Origin of the sequence: Specibacter sp. NPDC057265, from assembly GCF_042668835.1 — a bacterium.
Taxonomy (GTDB): Bacteria; Actinomycetota; Actinomycetes; order Actinomycetales; family Micrococcaceae; genus Specibacter.
Map to the genome: position 1 here is coordinate 92,629 of NZ_JBHUYE010000009.1, position 25,944 is coordinate 118,572.

Genomic DNA, 25,944 nt, shown 5'->3' on the forward strand with positions numbered 1-25,944 from the left:
ACCGCAGGCAGGTTTTTATGCACAGCCTTTAGCTGTGCGGTGGCCGCCGGTCCTTGCGCTCGGCCTGGAACTGGCGGCGCCGGCGGCCGCTGTCGGCGAGCACGGCGCGCAGCGGCGGAATGAGCTCCCCCCGTTCGGCCATGTCCCGGCGCAGCCCGCCACGGATGCGCAGAACCATGACGAAGCCAATGCCCAAAACCAGGAACTGGAAGGAAAAGGCGATGCGGAAGGCATCGAGGGAGTACAAACCGTCCTGCGAAAAGCCGGCACCATTGAGCAGGTCCAAAATGATGCCGACCAAATACATGGTGACCAGCGCAGCCACAAACCCACCCACGTTCACAATGCCGGTGGCTGTGCCCACCCGGTGCGAGGGGTTGAAGGTCCGGGCAAAATCAAAGCCAATCATGGACGCCGGCCCGCCAATGGCCAGCACCAGGATCAGCACCACCAACAACCACAAGGGCGACCGTCCCGGGTGCACCAAGACGGCAAACCAGGCGGCCATGATGCCCACCGTGACAGTCAACACCATGGTGGAGCGCCGCAGGGGGTGGCGGCCCACCCAACTTCCCAGGAAGGGTCCGCAGATCAGACCCACCACCACAAAGAGGCTCAGCAGCACGGTGGTGGTCGCGGAGTCAAGCCCCTGGCCGGAGACCAGGAAGGGGTAGCCCCAGGTCAGCACGAACACGGTGCCGGAAAATTGGGTGGCAAAGTGGCTCCACATCCCCAGCTGGGTGCCCGGCTGACGCCAGGCCGTGGTGAGGTTGCCGGCGGTCTCCTTCAAGCCGCTGCGCACGGTGGGCAGCGCGGTGCCCGGGGGCACATTGCGGATCAGGGCGACGGAGAGGACACAGGCCAGCACCCCCAAAGCGGCCAGTCCCACAAACGCCGGGCTCCAACCCGCGGTGTTCAGTACCAGGGCAAACGGGGCAATGCTGATGAGCTGCCCCAGTTGGCCAAACTGGCCCGTCAGCTGCGTCAGGATGGGGACCCGGTGCGCGGGGAACCACAGGGGAATCAGCCGCAGCACCGCAATGAACGTCATCGCGTCCCCGGCACCGACAAAGATCCGGCCCAGGACCCCCGCCGGGACGGACTCCGCCGCCGCCAGCTGCAGTTGGCCCACGCTCATCAGCGCAGCACCCGTGGCGATCATCACACGCGGCCCGAACCTGTCCACCAGCACGCCGACGGGGATCTGCAAGGCGGCATAGACCACCAGTTGAATCACCGTGAAGGCAGACAGGGCCGAGGCCGTGGCATCAAAGCGGTCGGTGGCAACCAGACCTGCCACACCAAAGGACGTTCTATGCGTCACCGCGGTTAAATACGCGAAAACCCCAATGCCCCACACCAGCCATGCCCGTTTTGTATCCACAGCTCCAGCCTATGCCAGGGCCCCGGGCGTGCGTCGCGGCCCGGCCAGCCCAAGGCCCCGGGCGTGTGTCCAGCTAGTCGCGGCGGCCCTTGCCGGGTTCGCCGGTGGATTCCTCCGGGGATTCCTTGGGGGCGGCACTGTCGCGGCTGGCCAGGTAGGCTTCGACGGCGGCGCCGAGTTCGTCGGCGTCGGGCAGTTCGTCATTGTCCCCGGCCAGCAGGGAACGGCGGGAAATGCCTTCACTGTGCTCGTCGTACTGCTTCTCCAGTTTGGTCACCACTGAAGCCACTTCCGCCGACCCTTCCACCTGTTCGGTGATTTGACGTTCAACGGCGCGGCCTGTCTCCCGCAGCCTTTCGCTGGGCAGCATCAGCGACGCCGCCGCGCCCAAAAATTCCAGGCCGGCGACGGCCGCTGGCGGGTACTCGGCGTCGGAGAGGTAATGGGGCACGTGGATGGCGTAGCCGACCACATTGCGCCCTGCGGCGTCGAGCTTGTGTTCCAGCACATGGCCAATGGCGGCGGGAATCTCCAAGGTGGCCTTCCAGGCGGAAATGCCCTCGATCAGCTCGGGGCGGTTCCCGTGCACGGTGGCACCAAGGGGACGGGTGTGCGGCACGGGCATGGGCACCGAATGCACCCACGCAACCAGGTTCACGTCGAAACGTTCCACCAGGCCCAGCACGGCTTTGCTGAAACGTTCCCACTGCAGGTCGGGCTCGCTGCCGGTCAGGAACAAAAAGGGCGTGCCGAGCGCATCAACCATGCGGTACAGCACCAGCGACGGCGCCCGATAGTCGCTGAGGCGGTCCTCGGAAAAGGTGATGCGGGGGCGCCGCGAACGGTAGTCGATGAGCTGGTCAACGTCAAAGACCGCCACCGGCTCCCCCGTCAGCTCTTCCTTCAACTCCGTCGAAATCTGGGTGACCACGTGCCCGGCATCGGAAAATCCCGTGAAGGACATCAACAGGTTGGACCCGGAAAGATCAACCTGTGCCAACAGCTCGGTGTTGAGCTTATAGAGGGACTCGGGGTCTTGGAACGGGGTGTACTCAGTGATTGACATCGTCTTCCTTGAACAGCTTGCATCTGTGAACAGCACAACGCCGCACATGCCCCGATCATTCCATGATCGGCACATGCACGGCGGCGCCGGCCGCGCACGGGCATCTACCCGAAGGCAGGGGCTACGATCGTAGGCAGTGATATCCGTTCACCGACACCAAAGAGTGAGGACAGTATTTCAGTGAGTGCAAAAGAGAACATCAGCGTCCGCGTGGTCAATACCGGGCTATCCAAGGTGTCCGCGGACGCCCTGGTCATTGCCGTGGGCAAGGGCGAGGACGGACCGGTCATTGTGGACGCGCCGCTTGGCAACGCGGCCGTTGCAACTCTCAAAGCTTCCCTGTCAGCGCTGGGCGTCAGCGGCGCGGCCGACCAAGTGGTGCGGCTTCCCGGCCTGCCCGAATCCGGCGCCAAGGTCCTGGTTTTGCTGGGCATCGGTGCCGTCAAGGGTGCGCAGCCCACCGAGGAGGCCCTGCGCCGGGGCGCCGGGGCCGCCATTCGTCAACTGTCGGGCCTGCACCACGTGGTCTTTTCCCTGCCGACGACGACGGTGGGCCAGGTCGCCGCCATTGCCGAAGGTGCCGCGCTGGGCGCGTACCAATACGCCAGCCTGCACACGGACCTGAAGGGCCGGCGGGAACCGGTGACCAAGGTCACCATCCATTCCACCCTGGCCAAGGATCCCGAGCTTGCCGCAGCCCTGGAGCGCGCCGCCGTGCTGGCGCAGGCCGTCAATGCCACCCGCACCCTGGTGAACGAACCCCCCAGCAAGCTCTACCCGGCCACCTTTGCCGAGGCGGCCAAGGATCTGGCCAAGGGCCGCCCGGTCAAGGTGACCGTCATGGATGAAAAACGCCTGCTGAAGGACGGCTACGGCGGCATCATGGGCGTTGGTCAGGGATCCTCCCGCCCGCCCCGCATGGTCAAGGTGGAATACAAGTCCGAACGCGCCGTGGCCAACCTGGCGTTCGTGGGCAAGGGCATCACCTTTGACTCCGGCGGAATTTCCATCAAGCCGGGCGCCGGCATGGTGACGATGAAGTGCGACATGGCCGGAGCCGCCGCCGTCCTCAACGCCGTGCTGGCCGTGGCCGCCCTCGCCCTGCCCGTCAATGTCACCGGATGGCTGTGCATTGCCGAAAACATGCCCTCCGGAACAGCCATCCGCCCCTCGGATGTCTTGACCATCTTCGGCGGCAAGACGGTGGAGGTGCTCAACACCGACGCCGAGGGCCGACTGGTCATGGCGGACGGGCTCGTTGCCGCGTCGCAGGAACACCCGGACGTCATCATTGACGTTGCCACCCTCACCGGCGCCCAGGTGGTGGCCCTGGGCCACCGCACCGCCGGAGTGATGGGCGACGAGGGCGTCAGTGCTGCCCTGAAGGCCGCTGCCGACAGGGCCGGGGAATTGGTCTGGCCGATGCCGCTGCCGGAGGAACTGCGCCCCTCACTGGACTCCCCCGTGGCCGACTTGGCCAATATTGGCGAACGCATGGGCGGCATGATGACGGCTGCGGTGTTCCTGCAGGAGTTCATTGGCAAGGGCAAGGACGGGCAGACCATTCCGTGGGCCCACCTGGACATCGCCGGCCCCGCCTTCAATGAGGGCGCACCTTACGGCTACACGCCCAAACAAGGAACCGGCATGGGCGTGCGCACCCTGCTCGCCTACGTGGAGGACGTGGTGGCGCGCAGCCTGTAGGCGCTCAACGGGGGCGGGCGCCCGCCCCCTGCCCGCGCGCCATGCGTGACTATGACCACATTCGACTTTACTGTGACACGGCCACTAATGCGGCAGCTGACATCTGGCGTAAGGTGAAGAGCGAAAGAATCAGTGCAGAACAGGTAAAAACGCGCCGTCCACACATGGACGGAGCCGATTTTCCCAATAAATGATGAGATGGCGCGCCTCCTGGCGCGCCACCCGAACGCGAGGGAGCGTCTAAGTGGCCGAACAGGCAGCTGGGCAAGAATTCGATATTTTGGTTCTCGGCGGAGGCAGCGGCGGATACGCCACTGCCCTGCGCGCAGTCCAATTGGGCATGACTGTCGGTTTGGTGGAGAAAGGCAAGCTCGGCGGCACCTGTCTGCACAACGGCTGCATCCCCACCAAGGCGCTGCTGCACGCAGCCGAGGTGGCTGATCACGCCCGCCACGGTGCATCCATTGGTGTCAACAGCGAACTTACCGGCATCGACCTGGTGGGTGTCAACAAGTACAAGGACGGCATCATTGCCGGCAAGTACAAGGGCCTGCAGGGACTCATCAAGGGCAAGGGCATCACCGTCATTGAAGGTGAAGGCCGCCTCACGGCCACCAACACCGTCACCGTCGATGGGGTGGAATACACGGGCAAGAACATTGTGCTGGCCACAGGTTCCTACTCCCGCAGCCTTCCCGGCCTCGAAATTGGCGGCAAGGTCATCACCTCCGACGAGGCACTGGGGATGGAAACCCTGCCCAAGAGCGCGATCGTGCTCGGCGGCGGAGTCATCGGCGTCGAATTTGCCTCCGTCTGGAAGTCCTTCGGCGTGGACGTGACCATCATTGAAGGCATGGCCTCCCTGGTGCCCAATGAAGACGCCTCCATCATCAAGGTGCTGGAGCGGTCCTTCCGCAAGCGCGGCATCAAGTTCAACACCGGAACCTTCTTCCAGGGTGTGGAGCAGTCCGAGCAGGGCGTCAAAGCCACCCTGGTGGACGGCAAGACCTTCGAAGCCGATTTGATGCTCGTGGCCGTGGGCCGCGGACCGTCAACGGCGGGTCTGGGCTTCGAGGAAGCCGGCGTCACGGTCGACCGCGGCTTCGTCATCACCAATGAGCGTCTGCACACCGGCGTGGGCAACATCTTCGCCGTGGGTGACATTGTCCCCGGCATCCAGCTGGCGCACCGCGGCTTCCAGCAGGGCATCTTCGTTGCTGAGGAAATCGCCGGTCTGGACCCCGTCATTGTTGAAGACATCAACATTCCCAAGGTCACCTACTGCGACCCCGAAATTGCTTCGGTGGGCTACAACGAGAAGCAGGCCAAGGAAAAGTTTGGCGCTGACAATGTGGAAGTCACTGAGTACAACCTGGCCGGAAACGGCAAGAGCGCCATCATTGGCACCGGCGGCATCATCAAGTACGTCCGGGAGAAGGATGGCCCGGTCGTGGGCGTGCACATGATTGGCAGCCACATTGGCGAGCAGATCGGTGAAGCACAGCTGATTGTGAACTGGGAAGCATACCCGGAAGACATTGCCAGCCTCATCCATGCCCACCCCACCCAGAACGAAGCCCTGGGCGAAGCGGCGATGGCCCTTGCCGGCCACCCGCTCCACGGCTAAGCGCAACACCCCTTGGTGCACCCGGCCCCAGTGCCGGGTGCACTAAGCTACCAACACCACCAAAATCGAGAATTTTCGGGCAGCGCACCACCGTGCCAGCCCAGACAAATGCAGCGCATTAGAAGGAGAACGGGGACGAAATGTCTGAATCCGTGAACTTGCCCGCCTTGGGCGAAAGCGTCACCGAAGGAACCGTTACGCGATGGTTGAAGCAGGTTGGGGAGCGCGTCGAAGTCGACGAGCCCCTGCTGGAAGTTTCCACCGACAAGGTTGACACTGAAATTCCCTCGCCCTTCGCCGGCATCCTCGAGGAAATCCTCGTGCCCGAAGACGAGACCGCCGAAGTGGGCGCCGCATTGGCCCGCATTGGCACCGGCGAATCCGCCCCCGCCCAGGAAAGCAAAGAAGCTCCCGCGGCCGAGGCCCCGTCAACTGAAGCGCCCATCGAGGAGGCTCCCGCAAGCGAAGCCCCCGCCCACCAGGCCCCGGCCGCCGAGGCTGCCGCCAGCGATGCCGGCGACTCCCACGAACTTGTGTTGCCCGCCTTGGGCGAGTCGGTCACCGAAGGCACCGTCACGCGTTGGCTGAAGGCCGTGGGCGACACCGTCGAGATTGACGAGCCCCTGCTGGAAGTGTCCACCGACAAGGTGGACACGGAGATCCCCTCCCCCGTAGCCGGCGTGCTGCTGGAAATCCGTGTACCTGAGGATGAGACGGCTGAAGTCGGCGGCGTGCTGGCGTTGATTGGCTCGGGCAAGGCCGCCCCCGCGGCTGAGCCGGCCAAGCCCGCCGCGGCTCCGGCCAAGCCTGCCGCAGCTCCGGCCAAGCCGGCAGCGGAACCCGCCAAGCCTGCCGCCGCACCGGCCGCCAAGGCTCCGGAGTCCGCACCGGCCGCCAAGGCTCCCGAGCCCGCAGCGGCACCGGCACCGGCCGCCCCCGCGGCCGGCTCGGAGTCCAATTACGTGACCCCGCTGGTGCGCAAGCTTGCCAACACCCACGGCGTGGACATTGCCAGCGTCACCGGCACCGGTGTTGGCGGCCGCATCCGCAAGCAGGACGTTCTCGCCGCGGCGGAAGCCGCGAAGGCAGCGGCAGCGCCGGCACCCACAGCAGCTCCGGCTGCGGCACCCAAGGCTGCAGCAGCCGTCGTGCCGTCTTCCCTGCGCGGAACCACCATCAAGGCCCCCCGCATCCGCCAGGTCATTGCCCGGCGCATGCGCGAGTCCCTGGACGCATCCACGCAGTTGACGCAGGTGCATGAAATTGACATGACCCGCATTGTCAAGCTGCGCAACCAGGCCAAGGGTGGATTCCAATCCACCAACGGCACCAAGCTGACGTTCCTGCCATTCATTGCCAAGGCCGTCACAGAGGCGCTCAAGCAGCACCCTGCGGTTAATGGGGAATACAACGAGGAAACCCAGCAAATCACCTACCACAATGCCGAGCACCTGGCGATTGCGGTTGACACTGACAAGGGCCTGCTGGTTCCTGTGATCTCCAATGCGGGGGATTTGAACCTTGCCGGACTGGCCGGCAAGATTGCCGACGTTGCCTCACGCACCCGCAGCGGCAAGATTGGCCCGGACGAGCTGTCCGGCGGAACCTTCTCCATCACCAACATTGGTTCGGTGGGGGCCTTGTTTGACACCCCCATCATCAACCAGCCCAATGTTGCGATCCTGGGAACCGGCGCCATTGTCAAGCGTCCCATGGTCATCACCAATGCCGAGGGCGACGACACCATCGCCATCCGTCACATGATGTACCTGTGCCTGACGTACGACCACCGGTTGGTGGACGGTGCGGACGCCGGCCGCTTCCTGCAGACCTTGAAGGCGCGCCTGGAAGAGGGCGCATTTGAGGCCGACCTGGGCCTCTAGGCTCCAAAGCGCCGAACGCCTGGCGTGACTGTGCGGCGGCTGGGGACTTGTCTTGAACAAGTCCCCAGCCGCCGCAGTGGTTTAATGCCCGCCAGGAGGTGAAGGACACTCTTTAATAGACACTGTGTCAGTAAAGGGCTATGCTGGCTGCATGGATTTTCTACGTTTAGTGCTCGTGTTCCTACACATTCTTGGCGCCGCCGCCCTGGTGGGCGGCTGGTTGGCCACCTTCAAAACTCCGACCGTGGGCAGGTGGCAGTGGATAGGCTCGCTCGTGCAGCTCCTGACGGGCCTGCTGCTTGTGGGGCTGGCCGAAATGGGCGACGGGGAGCTGAACAACATTAAAATCGGCGTCAAGGCGCTGCTTGCAGTGGTCATTGCCGTCGCAGCGTTCCTGGCCCGACGGCGCATCAAGCGCGGCCAGGATGTGTCCAAGGGCATGGCGCATGCTGTAGGCGGCCTGGCGCTGATCAACATTGCCGTGGCCGTTTTCTGGGTCTAGACCTCCCAACTTTCGCCAGCCGGCCCCAAACGCGCCGCTCGGCCTTTGCAGCTTGCGGCCTCAATGGGCTTAGGCTGGAGCAACAGGCCCAGCGCACCGTGCTGGGATTCGTATCGATCTCAAGGAGTGAACATGGCAACAACACGCAGCGCCCATACCAGCTGGGTCGGAGACCTTCCCACCGGAGCAGGTCAAGTCACCCTGGACACCTCAGGCTTGGGCACCTACGACGTGACCTGGAAGGCCCGCACCGAGGAGGCCGAAGGCAAGACCAGCCCCGAGGAATTGATTGCGGCCGCACACTCGTCCTGCTTTGCCATGGCTTTCTCCCATGAACTTGCCGGAGCGGGCCACGCCGCCGACTACGTCAACACCAGCGCGGCCGTGGACTTTGTTCCCGGCAAGGGCATCACCAAGAGCCATTTGACTTTGGCAGCCAAGATCCCCGGCATCAGCCAGGAGGAATTCGACACCATCGCGAACGCCGCCAAGGCCGGCTGCCCCGTGTCCATGGCACTGGGTGGTTTGGACATCACCCTGGAAGCAACGCTGGACGCCTAAGCGTCTCTCCCATCCCCTGCGGGGCCTGCGGGCCCCGCATCAACAGTGGCAGCCACCTGTGGTGGCTGCCACTGTTGTGCGTGAGGCGTCCTCATGGCGGGTCCCGCACCTCGGAGACCACCCACCGCCCCTCCACCTTGACCATCACAAGGACCAGGCGCTGGGCCGCCGCGGCCGCGTGCTTGTGCACCACCGTCCCCTGTGCATCCTGCTCGGCAAAGGCACTGGTGGTGACAAGTGCGGCCACGGTGGCGGTTCCGGCAGCAAAGTCCTGCCGGGAACCACCATCGGTCCGCGCTGTTTCCGTGACACTGCTCTCCAGGCCCGTCAAAGTATGGCCCCGGTCCTGCAGGGCGCGCAGAATGGCCCCGTCCGCTGCCGCCGCGGGGGAATCCACGGCATTGACCTTGCCCAGCAATCCGGCGTTGAGGGTGGAGAAGGCGTAGGACCGCGTCCACGCCAGGGCGGGCAGGGCCGCCAACGGATCCTTGGCCACCAGACCCGACTGCACCTGGGCCGGCAGGGCCGCGGCCCAGGGCGGCGCCTCCGGCTCCCGCCTGTCGGCTTCCTGCACCTGCACCTTCCCCTGCTGTTGACCGGCAGGCAGCACCAAAACACGCAGCTGGGGCACTGCGGCAACCGTGGCAGCCAGGACAAGCGCAAAGACCACGGCCCCAATGGCAAAACGGCTGCGCCCGGAAAACCGCCGTCGCCGGCCATTGCCGTCCCACATTTTCTCCAGTTGGCGCCGCCCATGGCTGCCCCCGGATCTGTAAAAGGCATGGCGCAGGGAAGCCCGGACCCGGCAAGCCCATCCCCTGCTTCCGCGGCGCTGCCAACCAGGGTGCCGGTGGCGTTGTGGCCAGCGCCCCCTGCCAGCCCTGGTGTCCCTGCGGGTGGGCAGTTCGGGCAGGACACTGGGATGCACGCTGGTTCCCAAGGCCAACGGCTCGGCCCTGGCGCTGCGAAAGACAGCCTGCGCCAGCGCTGCAGCCGTGGGGCGCCGAAGCGGATCCTCCTGCAGCCCGGCCTCCAAGGCGGCCAGCAGTTCAGCGGGGACATCTTTGACGCGGCTTCCCAGCGGCATCCTGTTGGCGGTGGCAGGGGCGGGGCTGCCCGTCAGGGCAAACCACCCCAAACTGGCCAGGGCATAGACGTCCGCCGCCGCATCCCGCCTCTCATCCAAGGGACAATAGAAGCCCGGCGTGCCGCTCAAGGCCCCGCCGCCCTGCCCCACCAATGCAGCGCACCCCAAATCTGCAAGCATGGGCTTGCCCGCAGCCGTAAACAACACGTTCCCGGGGGAAATGTCACCGTGCACCACTCCGCGGGCGTGAAGATGGGCCAGCACCTGGCCCAGCGGCGTCAGGACAGTGACCGTCTCGGCAATGGACAACGGCCCGCGGCCGGCGACCACCGCCGACAACGAGCCGCCCGCGGCAAATTCCATCAGCAACACCTGGCTGCCCTGCTCCGAACGCACCAGACGATGCATGGGAATCAAGTGCTCATGGCGGAATTGGGACAGCACACGCCATTCCTGTGTGATCTGCCCCTCATTGTGACGTGGCGCCCCGGCAGGAAACTGTTCCCCCGCCGCCTCGCCGGCCACTGCAAGAATTTTGGCCGCCACAGGCGCCGAACCGTCATGCGGGGACATCAGCCACACCTGACCCTGGCTGCCGCTGCCCAACATCCGCAGGGGATCATGGCCGGGGATCCGCGGCACCGGGGTGTTGTGTGTTGCTGGGGCAAAGGTCTCCATATACCAGTAGTAGTCCTGTTTTGGCTTTCCCGCTGGGAGTTATCCACAGCCCGGGCGTCCGCTTCCGTGGCCGGCACTGCAAGGGTGCCAGTGACATTGATTTAGGCAAAAAAGCCCAGTCCTCTAAAGTGACCGGTATGACTCTTGAGTTCTCCGAAGTGGGATTTGCCCCGACTTATGTTGACTACGGCAGCGCCTGGGAACAGCAGCGCACACTGCACGACGCCGTCGTCGCCGGCACCGCCCCCAACACCGCCATGCTGCTGGAACACGCCGCCGTGTACACGGCCGGCAAGCGCACCGAAGACCATGAAAGGCCCTTCGACGGCACCCCCGTGGTCAATGTGGACCGCGGCGGGAAGCTGACATGGCACGGCCCCGGCCAATTGGTGATGTACCCGATTGTGAAATTGCTTGATGCCCGCGGCATCCGCGCCTATGTCCATGCCCTTGAGGACATCATCCTGGAGGCACTGGCACACTACCGGATTGCCGGTGTCCGCGTGGACGGCCGTGCGGGCATTTGGCTGCTTGCCGACGACAAGGGCCCGGATCGTAAAATTGCCGCCATTGGCATTCGGGTCCATGAAGGCGTCACCATGCATGGCATCGCCATCAACGTCAATAATTCCCTGGCGCCCTACGCCCAAATCATTGCCTGCGGCATTCAAGACGCCGGCACCACCACGATCGCTTTGGAAACCGGCCTTGACGTCACCGCTGCAGAGCTGGCGCCGCTGGTCAAGGAGGCCACAGCCCGGATTTTGGCACCGCTGGTTGCTGCCGCCGAAGCTGATGCAAATACAAACGCCGAAGCGCAAGCTGACCGGCCGGAAGGGGTTTTGTTGTGACGTTGGCGCCTGAGGGTCGGAAGTTGTTGCGGATTGAGCAGCGTAATGCTGCTGTTCCGGTGGAGCGCAAGCCGGAGTGGATGAAGGCCAAGGTTGAGATGGGGCCGGAGTTCATTGCGATGAAGAATCTGGTCAAGGGCCAGGGCCTGCACACGGTGTGTGAGGAGGCGGGGTGTCCGAACATTTTCGAGTGTTGGGAGGACCGGGAAGCGACGTTTTTGATTGGTGGGTCCGAGTGCACGCGGCGCTGTGATTTTTGCCAGATTGATACGGGCAAGCCGTCGCCGGTGGACATGTTTGAGCCGACGAAGGTGGCGCGTTCGGTGGTGAAGATGAATTTGCGCTACGCCACCGTGACCGGGGTGGCCCGTGATGACTTGGCTGATGAGGGGGTGTGGCTGTACGCCGAAACGGTCCGCAAGATCCATGAGTTGAATCCGAACACCGGGGTGGAGCTGTTGATTCCGGACTTTTCGGGCAAGCCGGAGCACATTGCGGCGATCTGCGCCTCGGCCCCGGAGGTCTTCGCGCACAATGTGGAGACGGTGCCGCGGATCTTCAAACGCATCCGTCCCGCGTTCCGGTATGAAAGGTCCCTGGACGTGTTGACGCAGGGCCGGGATTTGGGCATGGTCACCAAGTCGAATTTGATTCTGGGCATGGGGGAGACGCGGGCGGAAATTTCCACCGCGTTGCAGGATCTGCATGACGCGGGCACTGATTTGATCACCATCACCCAGTACCTGCGTCCGTCCGAACGGCACCTGCCCGTGGACCGGTGGGTGAAACCGCAGGAATTCATGGAACTCTCCGCCGAGGCCGAACAAATTGGTTTCCTTGGGGTGATGTCCGGGCCGCTGGTGCGGTCCTCCTACCGGGCCGGGCGGCTCTGGGCTGCTGCCATGCGCAAAAAAGGCCGCGACATCCCCGAACACCTGGCCCACATCGCCGACGGCATCGAAGACTCCGGCCACACCCGCCAGGAAGCCGCCTCCCTCATCCCCCAACCCCACTGACCAACACCGGCACCACACCCGGACCCGGGCCGCTGCTTCACGGCCGGGCCGCGGGACCGGGCCGCGCGCTGCCCCAAGTCAACGGCTTCCTTGAGCACCCGCACGGTCCAAGACCGGATAGAATTGAATCACTATGGCCAAAACACCTGACTCTGCACAGAGCAACGCTGACGAATCCAAGCGGTCCCGCTTTTCCCGTGCCCCGAAGGCTGAAAAGCCCAAAAAGGTCAAAAAGCCCGGACGTATGAAGCAAATGGTGGACATCTTCAAGATGACCCGCCGCTACGACCCCATGGTCACCTGGATCATGTTGGGCGCCTTTTTGGGCCTGATCCTGGTGTCCATGCTGGTGGTGCTGCTCATTTCCCCCGGCAACTGGATCACGGGTCTGCTCGTGGGCATTCCGCTGGGTCTGCTGGGGGCACTTTTGCTCATGTCACGGCGCGCCGAGCGGGCAGCCTATGCACAAATCGAGGGCAAGGCCGGGGCCGCGGGCGCTGCGCTCAGTTCCCTGAAGAGGGGCTGGATTTTCGATGAACAGCCCGCCGCCGTCAACCCCCGCACCCAGGACGTGGTGTTCCGCGCCGTCGGCCGGCCCGGCATTGTGCTCGTCACCGAAGGACCCAGCAATCGGGTCAAGGGCCTGGTCGACGCCGAACGGCGCCGGCTCAACCGCATCCTGCCCAACGTCAAGGTGACGGTCATTGAGACCGGGCGCGGCGAGGGCCAGGTGTCCATCGCCAAGGTCACCAAGGCCATGGGAAAGCTGAAGAAGGTACTGACCAAGGTGGAGGTGGGCGCGGTGAACAAGCGCATCACCTCCATGGGCAATAAACTTCCCATCCCCAAGGGCATCGACCCCTACAAGGCCCGCCCGGACCGCAAGGCTGCCCGCGGTCGCTAAAGAACCGCAGGCAGTTTGAAAAAATGGCCCAGCATTCACTGCTGGGCCATTTTGCTGCCCTAAACGCCGTGAATGTCACATCCGCCGAGGCCTGGTTGCGCCACGCCCGGTCAGCGCCGGACCAGAATTGTTTTCATGGACTTGTCATGCAGGCCGCGGTGGTCGGCATCGGCAATGACTGCCGGGATCACCAGGCACAACAACACGGCACGCACCACGCCTGCCAAAAGTCCGGGCGTGCGGCCGTCCAGCGTGGTGACATGAATCCCCATGATCCTGTGCCCAATGCTGTATCCCAAGGTCCCCACCAGCACCATTTGCTCCACGGCGAAGACGGCCAAAATGGCATTGGGGTGCGCATTGAAGAACGTCGCGGCAATCAAGTAGGCCAGTGCCCAGTCAATGCACAGGGCCAGAATTCTGCGGCCCGCGCGCGCCATAGAACGGGGGCCGGATTCGGGCAGACCCAAACGCTCGCCGGGAAACTTCGATATATTGGAGGTGTCCGGGCCGCTGAGCCAGGAAGCCATGTCTTTACGATCTACCACCCCTCCAGCCTACCGCCGCCGTCAAAAGGCGGGTACCAATTCGGGCCCTGGAGGGCTTGTAACGTGCCGGAAACAATTCCGACACTGTTGAGTAACGGCGTCGTTCTAGGCTGGACTCAGTTGCACAGGCACCCAGGCCGCAGCCAGACGGCCACAATCCCCCAGCGCCAAGGAGCGTAGATGTTCAAGAACGCGGAAGAAGTCCTCCAGTTCATCAAGGACGAAGATGTAAAGTTCGTCGATATTCGATTCACCGACCTGCCCGGCGTGCAGCAGCACTTCAATGTCCCGGCAAAAACAGTTGACCTGGACTTCTTTGTCCACGGCCAACTGTTCGATGGTTCCTCCATCAGGGGCTTCCAGGGCATCGCCGAATCCGATATGCAGTTGATCCCGGACCCCAAGACCGCTTTTGTGGACACCTTCCGCAAGGAAAAGACCCTTGCGTTGAACTTCTCGATCGTCAACCCGCGCACGGGAGACCCGTACCACCGTGATCCCCGCGGCGTGGCCGAAAAGGCCGAGGCCTACCTGGCCTCAACCGGCATTGCCGACACCGCCTTCTTCGGCGCGGAAGCCGAGTTCTTTGTCTTTGACAACGTCCAGTACGAGTCCAGCCCGCAGGGGTCCTTTTACAAGATCGACTCCGAAGAGGCCTACTGGAACACCGGCCGCGAAGAAGTTGGCGGCAATCTGGGCTACAAAACCCCCGCCAAGGGCGGCTACTTCCCCGTGGCGCCGATTGACCACCAGGCTGACCTGCGCGACGCCATGTGCCTTGGCCTGGACGCTGCAGGTTTGGAAGTGGAGCGTTCACACCACGAGGTGGGAGCCGCCGGCCAGGCTGAAATCAACTACAAATTCAATACCCTGGTGCACTCCGCCGATGACCTGCAGAAGTTCAAGTACGTCATCAAAAACACTGCCTGGGCCGCCGGCAAGTCGGTCACGTTCATGCCCAAGCCCGTCTTTGGCGACAACGGCTCCGGCATGCACTGCCACCAGTCGCTGTGGAGCAACGGCGAACCGCTGTTCTACGACGAGAAGGGCTACGCCGGCCTGTCCGACATGGCCCGCTGGTACATTGGCGGCCTGCTCAAGCACGCCTCCGCCGTCCTGGCTTTCACCAACCCCACCGTGAACTCCTACCGTCGCCTGGTCAAGGGCTTTGAAGCGCCCGTGAACATGGTGTACTCGCAGGGCAACCGCTCCGCCGGCATCCGCATCCCCATCACCGGATCCAACCCCAAGGCCAAGCGCCTGGAGTTCCGCGCACCGGACCCCTCCTCCAACCCCTACCTGGCATTCTCGGCCCAGTTGATGGCCGGCCTGGACGGGATCAAGAACCGCATTGAACCCCCCGCACCCATTGACAAGGACCTCTACGAACTTCCCCCCGAAGAGGCCAAGGACATTCCCAAGGCTCCCGAATCCCTGGAGCATGCCTTGATTGCCCTGGAGCAGGACAACGAGTTCCTGCAGGCCGGCGGCGTTTTCACCCAGGACCTGATCGACACCTGGATCGAGTACAAGCGTGAATACGAGATCAAGCCGCTGGCGCTGCGTCCGAACCCCTATGAGTTTGAGCTCTACTACGGCTGCTAGGCAGCTGCGGTTGGGAGGCTGAACTTCTGACACACAAAAGAGGAGGGCTGGAAATTTTTCCGGCCCTCCTCTTTTGTGTGCGCGCCACGCCCGCGCATGCCATTGGCAAAAGGGCCCTTGACCTGTCCGGGCGGAAATGGAAACGTGGACTTCAACATGGAACCTCAAGCAACGGGGCCTGAACCTTCAGCCGTGAACTGATGAACTGCCAGTCGCCACCCAGGGGGCACCATGCATGCAATGGTCTACCGCGGCCCGTACAAGATCCGGGTTGAGGAAAAGGACATACCCAAGATTGAACATCCCAATGACGCCATTGTCCGGGTGAAAACCGCGGCAATCTGCGGCTCGGACCTGCACCTGTACCACGGCCTGATGCCCGACACGCGGGTGGGGACCACCTTTGGCCACGAGTTTGTGGGCACCGTCCACCAGGTCGGGCCTTCGGTGCAGAACCTGGCCCCCGGTGACAAAGTCATGGTCCCCTTCAACATCTACTGTGGTTCGTGCTATTTCTGCTCCCGCGGACTGTTTTCAAACTGCCACAACGTCAACCCCAATGCCACGGCCGTGGGCGCCATCTACGGCTACTCCCACACCTGCGGCGGGTACGACGGCGGCCAGGCCGAGTTTGTGCGCGTGCCCTTCGCCGATGTGGGCCCTGTCAAGATTCCCCCGTGGATGGACGAGGAGGACGCCGTCATGCTCACCGACGCGCTCCCCACCGGATACTTCGGCGCCCAGCTGGGGGACATTGCCCAGGGCGACACGGTGGTGGTGTTCGGTGCCGGCCCGGTGGGTCTGTTTGCCGCCAAGTCCGCCTGGCTCATGGGCGCCGGCAGGGTCATTGTCGTTGACCACCTGCAGTACCGCCTGGACAAGGCCCGGACCTTCGCGCACGCCGAGACCTGCAATTTTGCCCAGATCCCGGACATTGTGGTGCACCTGAAACGGATCACCGACCATCTGGGTGCCGATGTGGCCATTGACGCCGTGGGCGCCGAGGCGGACGGCAACTTTATCCAGCACGTCACCGCTGCCAAACTGAAGCTGCAGGGAGGGTCCCCCATAGCCCTGAACTGGGCCATTGACGCCGTGCGCAAAGGCGGCACGGTGTCGGTGGTGGGCGCCTACGGCCCGGTCTTTAGTGCCGTGAAATTTGGCGACGCCCTCAACAAGGGCCTTACGCTGCGCATGAACCAGTGCCCGGTGAAGCGGCAATGGCCACGGTTGTTTGAGCACATTCAGGCCGGCTACCTCAAGCCAAGCGACATTGTCACCCACCGCATTCCGCTGGAACACATTGCCGAGGGCTATCACTTGTTCTCCGCCAAATTGGATGGCTGTATCAAACCGCTCATAATTTTTCCCGCTACCTAAAGGAAGAACGCCATGTCCGACACGGAAACCGGTGCAGCACAACAGCACACAGCACCCTATGCGGCGCACAAGGCCGCACCCAAGGAAAGCGCCCAGGAGCTGCGGGAGCGCATCCCCGGCTGGGGCGCGGACCTGGACCCTGCAGACCGCCCCTCCCATCCGAAGGAGCAGCCCGGGATAGCGACCGGGGCCCACTGGGAATTTCCGGACCGGCAGCAACAGAACGTGCCCCGGGAGATGTCCATTGAGCACGGCATCCTGCCACCGGTGTTCGGCACCAGTGCGCCGCTGCACGGGATCTCCGGGGCCATCCGCAAGTACGCCTACAGCTACGGCGAAGGGCGCGCAGCCCACTGGCTCCTGCTGATGGCCGCCGACAGGGTGGATGCCGGCGTCCACCATGTACGCTCGCTGGCCACCCTGCGCCCGGACAACCCGGTGACCGAGACAGGAGTGCTCAGTGAAATTCGCCTCGGCCGGCACCGCCGGCAGGGACGGGTGGATGCACACCACAGCTGGTTGGACCCGCTGCTGGTGGCCGGTCCCTGGGTCCTGGCCGGGCTGGCGGCGCTTGCTGCGCTGCGGGCACTGCGCCGTGGCCTTTGACGGTCCCGGCGGGCTGCTCCGGAAGGACCGGGCGGGCGGGCCGTAAGGCGGCTACCGCTTGCCGAATTTTTTATGCACAGCCTGTTTGCTGACCCCCAGGCACAGGGCTATGGCCTCCCAGGACAGTCCCGCGGACCGTGCCCGGGCCACCAGCTCGGATTCCATCCGGGCCAGCTCCCTGCGTTGTTCCGCAAGTGCGTACAGGGCTTCGGCGGGACCGACCCCGCCCGCGCCATCCAAAAGTGTTTTCATCACGAACCTCCTTGCGTCAACAATAGTTGACGCCGCTGAAAAGTCAACTTATATTGACCACGGCCGGTGGGTGGTCAGCGGGGCCGGGCTAGAAGATGGACCAGCCGGTCAGGGCCGTGAAGTGGTCAAGCGCTGCTATGCCGGCCAAGGAGTTTCCGTTGGGTCCCAGGGCCGGACCCCAGACGGTGATGGCGCAGCGTCCGGGGACGATCGCCACTATGCCGCCACCCACTCCGCTTTTGCCGGGCAGGCCCACCCGGTAGGCGAACTCCCCTGCCGCATCATAGGTGCCGCAGGTGAGCATGACGGCGTTGACGCGCTTGCTTTGGTTGGGGCTCAGGAAGGGCGTGCCACCGGCGGAGACGCCGTGCCGGGCCAGAAAGAGCGCCGACTTGGCCAGGTCCTCGCAGCTCATTTCCAGGGCGCACTGGTTGAAGTAGTTGGCCAATACCTCCTCAACCGGGTTTTCCAGGTTCCCGTAGCTGGCCAGCAGGTGCGCCATGGAGGCGTTGCGGTGCCCGTGGTCGGCCTCCGAGGCGGCCACCACCGGATCAATGTCCAAGGAGGGATTGCCGGATTCCAGGCGCAGGAGGCCGCGCACCGAGGCCGCCGCGTCCCCCGTCAATGTCAACAGCCGGTCGGTGACCACCAGGGCGCCGGCATTGATGAAGGGGTTGCGGGGAATGCCCTGGTCGGCCTCCAGTTGGATCATGGAGTTGAAGGGCGTGCCGGACGGCTCGCGGAACACCCGGCGCCAAATGGAGTCGTAGTCATAGGACATGACCAGGGCCAGGGAGAAGACCTTGGAGATGCTTTGGATGGAGAAGGGCACGCGCCAGTCGCCGGCGCCGTACACGCCGCCGTCGGCCATGGCCACGCAGATGCCGAAACGATCCGGTGAAACCCCACCAAGGCTGGGAATGTAGGCGGCCACCGAGCCTTGACCGCGCAGCGGCTCAATCCTGTCGGCAATTTCCTGAAGTATGCCCTGCATGTCCGGCATGTCCTGCGCGTCGTGTGTGTCCTGCATGTGGCCTCCTAAACTGTGTTCCGGCGTCGAACATCCTCCGGCGCCAATGGTGCAGCGCCGGAGGATGCCCTCATTCATTGTGGGCCGTGTGCAAAATCCGCACCGGCTGCAGGTCAGAGGACCTTGGCCAGGAAATCCTGCAGACGCGGCTGCCGGGCGTTGTTGAAGATGGCTTCGGGCGTGCCTTCCTCGCAGATGTAGCCGGCGTCCATGAACAGCACGCGGTCGGCCACTTCACGGGCAAAGCCCATTTCGTGGGTGACCACCACCATGGTCATGCCCTCTGCGGCCAGATCGCGGATGACCTGCAGCACCTCCCCCACCATTTCCGGGTCAAGGGCGCTGGTGGCCTCGTCAAAGAGCATGATGCCGGGGTTCATGGCCAGCGCGCGGGCAATGGCGACGCGCTGCTTCTGCCCGCCCGAAAGCGAGGCGGGCCGGGCGTTGGCCTTGTCTTCCAGGCCCACCCGCTTCAGCAGCTCCATGCCCTTGGCGCGGGCACCGGCCTTGTCAAGCTTCTTCAACTCCACCGGCGCCAGCATGATGTTCTGCAGCACGGTCATGTGCGGGAACAGGTTGAAGTGCTGAAAGACCATGCCGATGTTTTGGCGCACGGCATTCAAATCCGCCTTGGCGTCGGTCAAATCCTGGCCATTGACGGTGACGGTGCCGCCGCTGATGTCCTCCAGCTTGTTCAGGCAGCGCAGGAACGTTGACTTGCCCGAGCCGGAGGGCCCGATGACGCAGACCACCTCGCCCTCGGCAATGTCCACATCAAGGCCCTTGAGGACCTCATTGGCGCCAAAGGACTTCTTCAGCCCCTGGACGCGGATCTTGGCGTTTTTCTCGCTGGGTGATGCGCTCATTTGTTGAACTTCCTGTCCAGGACGTTGGAAAGCTGGGTCAAGATGGTAATCACAATGAAGTACAGTGCAGCGACTATCAGCAGGGTTTCACCCGTGCGGAAGTTGGACGCGTAAATCTGCTGTCCCTGGTAGGTCAGTTCCGCAAAACCAATGACGGCCAGCAGGGAGGTGTCCTTCAAGGTGATGACGAACTGGTTGATGAACGACGGCGTCATGATCTTCACCGCCTGCGGCACCACCACCCGGCGCATGGAGGTGACGTAGCCCAGACCCAGGCTGCGGCTGGCCTCAAGCTGCCCCGGGTCCACCGACTGGATGCCGCCGCGGACAATCTCGGTCATATAGGCACCGGCGTTCAAGCTCAGAGTCAGCACCCCGGCGCTCAGCACGTCCAAGGGTTGGCCGGTCATTTGGGGCAGGCCGAAGTAGAAGAAGAACGCCTGCACCAGCAGCGGCGTGCCGCGGAAGATGGCCACATACACCGTGGCAATGCCGCGCAAAATCCTGCTCTCGGAGACCTTGAAGAAACCAAAGAGAACACCCAGCACCAGGGCCACAATGAGTGAAAGCATGGTGGCCACCAAGGTCAGCCACAGACCCTTCATCAAGGCCGGGAAGCTGTCCTTGACCAGCTCGAAGAAGCCACCCTGCTCCTGCGTTTCAGCCGTGGCAAGGTACTTGTCCAGGATCTTGTCGTACTCGCCGTTGGCCTTCAGCTCGGCCAGACCCGTGTTGAAGGCGGCCAGCAGTTCAGGGTTCTGGCCCTTGTTCACAGCAAAGCCGTAGGAGCTGCCCTGTTCCTTGTCCGTAACGATCTTCAGGCCATTGTTTTGGCTCACACCGTAGGCAAGGACCGGGTAGTCGTCAAACACCGCCACGGAGTTGCCGGCTTTGACGTTGTCGTACATGGTGGCCGAATCCGCCAAGGCCTTCACGGTGAAGCCGTACTGGTCCTTGATGGAGTTGGCGAAGGTCTCCCCCTCGCTGCCGCGCTTGGCAGTGACAGTTTTGCCGGCCAGATCCCCGTAGGACTTGATCTGTTCGTCATTCTTCGCCACGGCCATCTGCACGCCGGAGTCAAAGTAGGGATCGGAGAAGTCGAAGACCGCCTTGCGTTCTTCGGTGATGGACATCCCGGCAATGACGCCGGCGACCTGGTTGGCCTGCAGTGCCTGGAGTGCCGCGTCAAAACCCAAGGACTTGATGTTGACCTCGAAGCCCTGCTGGGCCGCTATGGCACGCAGCAGATCCATGTCGATGCCCACGAGCTCGCCACTGCCGTCACGGAATTCGAAGGGGGCAAAGGTGGTGTCCGTGGCAATGTCGAACTGCTGGCCACTGACGTCGGCAGGCAGGACGGCGGCGGACGCCGCAGCCGGTGCAACTGCCGCCGGAGCCGCCGGCATGCTCAGAGCCGCGGCGCCGCCGACCCCAAAGAACATGATGGCAACAGTAAAGAAGGCGGCCAGGGCGGCAAATGCGCCACCCCTGTGCCGCCTCACGGGTGGAAGCTTGTGCATGAATTTTCCCTTGATCAAGGTGGTTGGGCCCTTGTGGGCCAAATGAAGTACCCCTCGACGTTACAGCCTTGGGGAGTTTCCTGCGAAGTTGCCAAGATGCAAGGCCGGCAGTGCCATCACCGCCGCGCCGGCCGCCGCCGGGTTCCGGTGCCTGGCGCTGTGGCCCCATGCCCTGCCGCGCCTTTGGCGCAAGCCTCCCGCCGCCGCTTCCCTCCTGCCCGCACTGCATGCTGCAGCGGACCGCAATCCCGACGGCGGCGGCATACACAGGCGGGGCCTGCACAGGCGGTTTTCACAGGCGGGGCCTGTGCAGGCGGTTTTCACAGGCGGGGACTATCCGTAGAACAGGCGTTCAAAAACGGCCCGGGCGCGGCGGGTGAGGGATAAATATTCCTCTTCAAAGACTGCCGCGCTGCCGGGTTCGCGGCCGCACCAGCGTGCCACGGCCTCCAGGTCGCGCCGGGAAGACGGCAGCAAATCTGAATTTTTGCCCGTCCACATGACATTGGCATTGCGGATTTTGCCCGCAAGGCGCCAAGCGGATTCAAGCAACTGCGCATCCTCCTGTGGCAGCAGGCCCAGCTTCGCGGCAGCCTGTAGGGCCGGCAGGGTTTCGGTGGTGCGAAGTTCCCGGTGCCTGTGCGCGTGCTGGAGCTGCAGCAGTTGGACCAGCCACTCAACGTCGCTCAGACCGCCGCGGCCCAATTTGAGGTGCCGTGCGGGATCCGCACCGCGCGGCAGGCGCTCAGACTCCATGCGGGCCTTGATGCGCTTGATTTCGTGCACGTCGGTGTCGGGGATATGCGGTGGATAACGCACCGGGGCGGCCATGGTGAGAAAGTCCGCCGCCAACGCATCCGAACCCGCCATGGGCGAGGCGCGCAGCAGCGCCTGGGCCTCCCACGGCGAGGACCAGCGCGTGTAGTACTCCTGGTAGGCCGCCAAGGAACGCACCAGCGGGCCGTTGCGGCCCTCGGGCCGCAGATCGGCGTCAATGGACAGCACCCGCTCGGCCTGGATGGCTGGACGGACGGGGGCCGTGAGCAGCGCCGTCAGCCGCTGCACAATGGCCTTTGCCTCCTGCCCCGCAGCTTCCCGGTCCGCCGCGGCCAAACCATCGGCGGGCCGGTGCACAAACAACACATCGGCGTCCGAACCGTAACCTATTTCCCGTCCGCCTTGGCGTCCCATGGCGACAATGAGCACCTCGGCCAGGGGCTTGCCACCGCCGCGGACCTCATTTTCGGCTATGTGCAGGGCACCCAGCACGGCAGCCCTGTCCGCATCGCTGAGCGCCGTGGACACTTGGTCCTGTTCCAGCAGGCCGCAACTGTCGGCGATGGCAATGCGCAGGATTTCCCGTTGCCGCACCAGGCGCACCAGGCGGATGGCACCGGAGGGCTCCGCGTGGCGGGAGATTTTGGCCCGCAGCTCCGTCCACAGGGCGTCAAATCCCAGCGGCACCAACTCCTTGGAGTTTCCGAGCCAGGCCGTGGCTTCCGGAGAGACCTCCAGCAGATCACTGACCAGCCGGGAGCTGGACAACAAATGGCACAGCCGTTCGGCGGCCGCCTGGTGGTCGCGCAGCATGCCCAGGTACCAGTGCGAAGTTCCCAGGGCGTCGCTGACGCGGCGGAAGGCCAGCAGACCGGCGTCGGGGTCCACGCCATCGGCCAACCACCCCAGCAGTACGGGCAGGAGTTGGCGCTGCAGCGCGGCCCGGCGGCTGATCCCGGCCGTCAAGGCTTCAATGTGCCTGCTGGCGCCTTCCGTGTCGCGGTAGCCCAGGGCGGCGAGCCGGGCCCGGGCGGCGCCGGAGGTCAGCGCGGCGTCCTCTGCACTGAGATGGGCGGCTGTGGCCAGGATGGGCCGGTAAAAAATCCGCTCATGCAGCGAGCGGACCGAACGCTTCACCTTGGCCCAGTGGGCCTCCAACGAGTCGGCGCTGGGCCGCTTGGTGCTCAGCGGCCCCTCCAGCGTCCGCGCCAGCGCGCGCAGCTGGGTCGCCGAGGTGGGCATGGTGTGGGTGCGCCGTAGCTGGACGAGCTGAATGCGGTGCTCCAGCACGCGCAAAAAAACGTAGTGGTTGTATAAAAGGACGGCATCGGTGCGGCCAATGAAGCCGGCCCGGGTCAACGCCTCAATGGCTGCCGTGGTGGCCCGCGGACGGATGCTGGGGTCGGCTTTGCCGTGGACCAATTGTAAAAGTTGGACAGTGAATTCCACGTCGCGCAGCCCGCCCTTGCCCAGTTTCAGCTGGCGGTCGGCCTCGGCGTCGCGGATGTTTGCCGTCACGCGCCGCCGCATGGCCTGCACGGACTCCACAAAGCCCTCCCGTTCGGACGAGGCCCAGATCAACGGCGCCACGGCTTGTTCAAAGTCCCGACCCAGCGCCTGGTCCCCCGCCACCACACGGGCCTTGAGCAAGGCCTGAAATTCCCAGCTTTGCGCCCAGCGCTGGTAGTACGCCAAATACGACTCCAAGGTGCGTACCAGCTGCCCATCCTTGCCCTCGGGGCGCAAATTGGCATCCACTTCCCAGAGCCCTGGTTCGCGGTCCGGGGAGTAGATGGCACGTGAGAGCGCCGCGGCCAGCGCATTGCCAATGCGCACCACGGCCGATTCATCCACGACGGGCGCGCCGTTGCCGTCCACAGTCCCCCCGCCGGGTTCAGGCGCCACCACATACATCACGTCGACGTCTGAAATATAGTTCAGTTCGCGCGCGCCGCACTTGCCCATGCCAATGACAGCCAGCCGCACCGCCGCCACCTCGGCTGTGCCCAGGGCCTCCCCCACTTCGGCCCGTGCCACTGCCAACGCGGCGTCCAGGGCCGCTCCGGCAAGATCAGCCAGCTCCGCACCCACCACGGGCAGCACGTCCTGCGGGGACGGCGCGGCCAGGTCGCGCAGGGCTATTTCACACAGGTGGCGGCGGTACTGCGTCCGCAGGTCCATGCGCGCCGCCGCACCCGTCACCTGGGCCACAGGCTTCTCCGACGCCGGGTCGGCGCCCACTGCCCGCAGCATGGAGTGGCGCAGCGCCGCACCCGACGCCGGCATGCCGGCGCCCGGTGCGGCGGGATCCACCACCTCAAGATGCTCAGAGTGGCGCATCAGGAATTCGGCCAGCGCCTCCGAGGCGCCGAGCAGACGAAACAGGGCCGTGTTGTGGGTGCGCACGCCCGTGGCCGGATCCTGCATGCCCAAGAGCTTTTCCGCCTGGGGCGCTGCGCTGAGCAGGCGCACCAGCGACTGCAACGCCAAATCCGGGTTGTCCGCCACCGCCAGGGCATCGAGCAGTTCGGCGCGGTCCAGGGTGGCAAGTTCATCAAAGCCCAGGAAGCGCTCGCACATTTCCAAATCGGAAAAGCCCCGGGAAATGAGGGTTCGGGTCAGGGAGCTCATGGCTGTCCTAAAGCACTCCCAAATAACGGTTGATCTCGTAGGGTGTGACCTGCAGGCGGTAGTCCTGCCATTCATCACGCTTGTTGCGCAGGAAGTTCTCAAACACCTGCTCGCCCAGGATCTCCGGCATGAGCTCCGAATCCTCCATTTGGCGGATGGCGTCATGCAGGCTCGAGGGCAGGGGGTGGTGACCCATCAGGCGGCGTTCGGTGCTGGAGAGCTGGCTGATGTCCTCCACGGCGGCAGCCGGAAGATCGTAGCCTTCCTCAATGCCCTTCAGTCCCGCACCGAGCAGCACCGCATACGCCAAATACGGGTTGGCCGCGGAGTCGATGCCACGGTATTCCAGCCGTGAGGCCTGTCCCTTGCCGGGCTTGTACAACGGCACACGCATCAGCGCTGAACGGTTGTTGTGTCCCCAGGAGACGTAGCTGGGGGCTTCCCCACCACCCCAAAGCCGCTTGTAGGAGTTGACGAACTGGTTGGTCACAGCGGTGAATTCCGGCGCGTGGCGCAAAATTCCTGCCATGAACTGCCGTGCCGTGGTGGAGAGCTGAAATTCAGCCCCGGGTTCGTGGAAGGCGTTGCTGTCCCCTTCAAACAGGGAAAAATGGGTGTGCATGCCCGAACCTGGATGGTCGGAGAAGGGTTTGGGCATGAACGTGGCGTACGTTCCCTGCTGGATGGCAACTTCGCGGATCACGGTGCGGAACGTCATGATGTTGTCGGCGGTCTGCAGGGCATCGGCGTAGCGCAGATCAATTTCGTTTTGTCCGGGTCCGCCCTCGTGGTGGCTGAACTCCACTGAAATTCCCACGTCTTCGAGCATGGTCACGGCCGTGCGGCGGAAGTCCTGCGCCACACCGCCGGGGACATGGTCAAAATAGCCGGCCTGATCCACGGGGACCGGGACGCCGTCGGGTCCCGGCCGGTCCGATTTCAGCAGATAAAACTCAATTTCCGGATGCGTGTAGCAGGTGAAGCCCATGTCCGCGGCTTTGGCCAGGGTGCGCTTCAAAACGTTCCGGGGATCGGCCGCGGACGGTTCCCCGTCGGGTGTCAGCACATCGCAAAACATGCGGGAGGTCTGTTCGGACTTGCCGTTTCCGCGCCACGGCAGGATTTGGAATGTGGAAGGGTCCGGCTGGGCCAGCATGTCGGATTCAAAGACGCGTGCCAGGCCTTCAATGGCGGAACCGTCAAAGCCCAGCCCCTCCTCAAAGGCGCCTTCAACTTCAGCCGGCGCCAAGGCCACGGACTTCAGGCTGCCCACCACGTCCGTAAACCACAGCCGCACAAACCGTACGTCGCGCTCTTCAATGGTGCGCAACACAAATTCCTGTTGACGGTTCATGCGCGGTCCCTCTTTCTCATGACGTGGCGCCGTGTCGGCGGCCGGGAGCGGATTGCGCAGGCGTCGCACCCTGCAGTGATCACTCTACTAAGTAGACCGCCGGCATGGGCCC

Annotated in this window: 21 protein-coding genes; 11 read left to right on the top strand and 10 right to left on the bottom strand. The window is 64.1% G+C overall.

Features of this window, described 5'->3' with window-relative positions:
- Positions 1-28: 28 nt before the first annotated feature.
- Positions 29-1,384, bottom strand: coding sequence for a nitrate/nitrite transporter (locus tag ACFUCV_RS08805; RefSeq protein WP_380814669.1), 1,356 nt, complete (start codon positions 1,382-1,384; stop codon positions 29-31).
- Between the two features lie 73 nt (positions 1,385-1,457).
- Positions 1,458-2,450 (bottom strand): proteasome assembly chaperone family protein, encoded by a 993-nt coding sequence (locus ACFUCV_RS08810; protein WP_380814671.1) that lies wholly within the window; start codon positions 2,448-2,450, stop codon positions 1,458-1,460.
- 180 nt (positions 2,451-2,630) lie between these two features.
- Here ACFUCV_RS08810 and ACFUCV_RS08815 point away from each other — a divergent pair, with 180 nt between their 5' ends.
- The 5 genes from ACFUCV_RS08815 (at position 2,631) to ACFUCV_RS08835 (ending at position 8,727) form a co-directional block, all read left to right on the top strand.
- Complete coding sequence (locus tag ACFUCV_RS08815; protein ID WP_380814674.1) at positions 2,631-4,154, top strand: leucyl aminopeptidase; 1,524 nt, start codon at positions 2,631-2,633, stop codon at positions 4,152-4,154.
- Positions 4,155-4,398: 244 nt separating this feature from the next.
- Complete coding sequence (lpdA, locus tag ACFUCV_RS08820) at positions 4,399-5,781, top strand: dihydrolipoyl dehydrogenase (protein WP_380814676.1); 1,383 nt, start codon at positions 4,399-4,401, stop codon at positions 5,779-5,781.
- 140 nt (positions 5,782-5,921) lie between these two features.
- A complete protein-coding gene (sucB, locus tag ACFUCV_RS08825) occupies positions 5,922-7,664 on the top strand; it encodes a 2-oxoglutarate dehydrogenase, E2 component, dihydrolipoamide succinyltransferase (protein ID WP_380814678.1) in 1,743 nt (580 codons plus the stop codon).
- Between the two features lie 151 nt (positions 7,665-7,815).
- The gene (locus ACFUCV_RS08830) at positions 7,816-8,166 is read left to right on the top strand and encodes a hypothetical protein (RefSeq protein WP_380814680.1); all 351 of its coding nucleotides are present in this window, start codon (positions 7,816-7,818) and stop codon (positions 8,164-8,166) included.
- Positions 8,167-8,298: 132 nt separating this feature from the next.
- Complete coding sequence (locus ACFUCV_RS08835; protein WP_380814681.1) at positions 8,299-8,727, top strand: OsmC family peroxiredoxin; 429 nt, start codon at positions 8,299-8,301, stop codon at positions 8,725-8,727.
- A gap of 91 nt (positions 8,728-8,818) precedes the next feature.
- Here ACFUCV_RS08835 and ACFUCV_RS08840 read toward each other — a convergent pair whose 3' ends face one another.
- Positions 8,819-10,492 (bottom strand): serine/threonine-protein kinase, encoded by a 1,674-nt coding sequence (locus ACFUCV_RS08840; RefSeq protein ID WP_380814683.1) that lies wholly within the window; start codon positions 10,490-10,492, stop codon positions 8,819-8,821.
- 95 nt (positions 10,493-10,587) lie between these two features.
- On the opposite strand from ACFUCV_RS08840, the gene lipB reads away from it, so the two are divergent.
- From lipB to ACFUCV_RS08855, 3 genes are all read left to right on the top strand, one after another.
- Positions 10,588-11,343 carry a lipoyl(octanoyl) transferase LipB gene (lipB, locus tag ACFUCV_RS08845; RefSeq protein WP_380814736.1) on the top strand — a complete coding sequence of 252 codons (756 nt, stop codon included), beginning with the start codon at positions 10,588-10,590 and terminating at the stop codon, positions 11,341-11,343.
- Entirely contained in the window at positions 11,340-12,359 is a 1,020-nt protein-coding gene (gene lipA / locus ACFUCV_RS08850; RefSeq protein WP_380814190.1) for a lipoyl synthase, read from the top strand. Before lipB ends, lipA begins: the two co-directional genes overlap by 4 nt.
- A 133-nt stretch (positions 12,360-12,492) precedes the next feature.
- Positions 12,493-13,263 carry a DUF4191 domain-containing protein gene (locus ACFUCV_RS08855; RefSeq protein WP_380814685.1) on the top strand — a complete coding sequence of 257 codons (771 nt, stop codon included), beginning with the start codon at positions 12,493-12,495 and terminating at the stop codon, positions 13,261-13,263.
- A 110-nt stretch (positions 13,264-13,373) separates the two neighbouring features.
- Here ACFUCV_RS08855 and ACFUCV_RS08860 read toward each other — a convergent pair whose 3' ends face one another.
- Positions 13,374-13,811, bottom strand: a complete 438-nt coding sequence (locus ACFUCV_RS08860; RefSeq protein ID WP_380814688.1) for an RDD family protein — start codon at positions 13,809-13,811, stop codon at positions 13,374-13,376.
- A 180-nt stretch (positions 13,812-13,991) separates the two neighbouring features.
- Between ACFUCV_RS08860 and glnA (ACFUCV_RS08865) the strand changes: the two genes are divergently transcribed.
- From glnA (ACFUCV_RS08865) to ACFUCV_RS08875, 3 genes are all read left to right on the top strand, one after another.
- On the top strand, positions 13,992-15,416 hold the full coding sequence (gene glnA / locus ACFUCV_RS08865) for a type I glutamate--ammonia ligase (protein WP_380814691.1): 1,425 nt from the start codon (positions 13,992-13,994) through the stop codon (positions 15,414-15,416).
- Between the two features lie 231 nt (positions 15,417-15,647).
- Positions 15,648-16,796, top strand: coding sequence for a zinc-dependent alcohol dehydrogenase (locus ACFUCV_RS08870; RefSeq protein WP_380814693.1), 1,149 nt, complete (start codon positions 15,648-15,650; stop codon positions 16,794-16,796).
- 12 nt (positions 16,797-16,808) lie between these two features.
- On the top strand, positions 16,809-17,402 hold the full coding sequence (locus ACFUCV_RS08875) for a hypothetical protein (RefSeq protein WP_380814696.1): 594 nt from the start codon (positions 16,809-16,811) through the stop codon (positions 17,400-17,402).
- A gap of 51 nt (positions 17,403-17,453) precedes the next feature.
- On the opposite strand, the gene ACFUCV_RS08880 is transcribed toward ACFUCV_RS08875, so the two are convergent.
- From ACFUCV_RS08880 to glnA (ACFUCV_RS08905), 6 genes are all read right to left on the bottom strand, one after another.
- Positions 17,454-17,654 (bottom strand): AsnC family protein, encoded by a 201-nt coding sequence (locus ACFUCV_RS08880; protein WP_380814698.1) that lies wholly within the window; start codon positions 17,652-17,654, stop codon positions 17,454-17,456.
- Positions 17,655-17,742: 88 nt separating this feature from the next.
- Entirely contained in the window at positions 17,743-18,684 is a 942-nt protein-coding gene (locus ACFUCV_RS08885) for a glutaminase (protein ID WP_380814700.1), read from the bottom strand.
- Between the two features lie 113 nt (positions 18,685-18,797).
- Positions 18,798-19,550: an amino acid ABC transporter ATP-binding protein gene (locus ACFUCV_RS08890; protein WP_380814703.1), complete on the bottom strand. Its 753-nt coding sequence runs from the start codon at positions 19,548-19,550 to the stop codon at positions 18,798-18,800.
- The gene (locus tag ACFUCV_RS08895) at positions 19,547-20,992 is read right to left on the bottom strand and encodes an amino acid ABC transporter substrate-binding protein/permease (RefSeq protein ID WP_380814738.1); all 1,446 of its coding nucleotides are present in this window, start codon (positions 20,990-20,992) and stop codon (positions 19,547-19,549) included. The genes ACFUCV_RS08890 and ACFUCV_RS08895 overlap by 4 nt, the downstream gene beginning before the upstream one ends.
- Before the next feature lie 411 nt (positions 20,993-21,403).
- Positions 21,404-24,478, bottom strand: a complete 3,075-nt coding sequence (locus ACFUCV_RS08900; RefSeq protein WP_380814705.1) for a bifunctional [glutamine synthetase] adenylyltransferase/[glutamine synthetase]-adenylyl-L-tyrosine phosphorylase — start codon at positions 24,476-24,478, stop codon at positions 21,404-21,406.
- A 7-nt stretch (positions 24,479-24,485) separates the two neighbouring features.
- Positions 24,486-25,832, bottom strand: coding sequence for a type I glutamate--ammonia ligase (glnA, locus tag ACFUCV_RS08905; protein WP_380814707.1), 1,347 nt, complete (start codon positions 25,830-25,832; stop codon positions 24,486-24,488).
- Positions 25,833-25,944 lie beyond the last annotated feature (112 nt).

Coding starts and splice junctions, on each gene's coding strand:
- ACFUCV_RS08880 (WP_380814698.1), bottom strand. CDS start 17,654: ATGAAAACACTTTTGGATGGCGCGGGCGGGGTCGGTCCCGCCGAAGCC.
- ACFUCV_RS08840 (WP_380814683.1), bottom strand. CDS start 10,492: ATGGAGACCTTTGCCCCAGCAACACACAACACCCCGGTGCCGCGGATC.
- sucB (WP_380814678.1), top strand. CDS start 5,922: ATGTCTGAATCCGTGAACTTGCCCGCCTTGGGCGAAAGCGTCACCGAA.
- ACFUCV_RS08810 (WP_380814671.1), bottom strand. CDS start 2,450: ATGTCAATCACTGAGTACACCCCGTTCCAAGACCCCGAGTCCCTCTAT.
- glnA (WP_380814691.1), top strand. CDS start 13,992: ATGTTCAAGAACGCGGAAGAAGTCCTCCAGTTCATCAAGGACGAAGAT.
- ACFUCV_RS08895 (WP_380814738.1), bottom strand. CDS start 20,992: ATGTTCTTTGGGGTCGGCGGCGCCGCGGCTCTGAGCATGCCGGCGGCT.
- ACFUCV_RS08885 (WP_380814700.1), bottom strand. CDS start 18,684: ATGCAGGACACACACGACGCGCAGGACATGCCGGACATGCAGGGCATA.
- ACFUCV_RS08875 (WP_380814696.1), top strand. CDS start 16,809: ATGTCCGACACGGAAACCGGTGCAGCACAACAGCACACAGCACCCTAT.
- ACFUCV_RS08900 (WP_380814705.1), bottom strand. CDS start 24,478: ATGAGCTCCCTGACCCGAACCCTCATTTCCCGGGGCTTTTCCGATTTG.
- ACFUCV_RS08870 (WP_380814693.1), top strand. CDS start 15,648: ATGCATGCAATGGTCTACCGCGGCCCGTACAAGATCCGGGTTGAGGAA.
- ACFUCV_RS08835 (WP_380814681.1), top strand. CDS start 8,299: ATGGCAACAACACGCAGCGCCCATACCAGCTGGGTCGGAGACCTTCCC.
- ACFUCV_RS08855 (WP_380814685.1), top strand. CDS start 12,493: ATGGCCAAAACACCTGACTCTGCACAGAGCAACGCTGACGAATCCAAG.
- ACFUCV_RS08830 (WP_380814680.1), top strand. CDS start 7,816: ATGGATTTTCTACGTTTAGTGCTCGTGTTCCTACACATTCTTGGCGCC.
- ACFUCV_RS08890 (WP_380814703.1), bottom strand. CDS start 19,550: ATGAGCGCATCACCCAGCGAGAAAAACGCCAAGATCCGCGTCCAGGGG.
- glnA (WP_380814707.1), bottom strand. CDS start 25,832: ATGAACCGTCAACAGGAATTTGTGTTGCGCACCATTGAAGAGCGCGAC.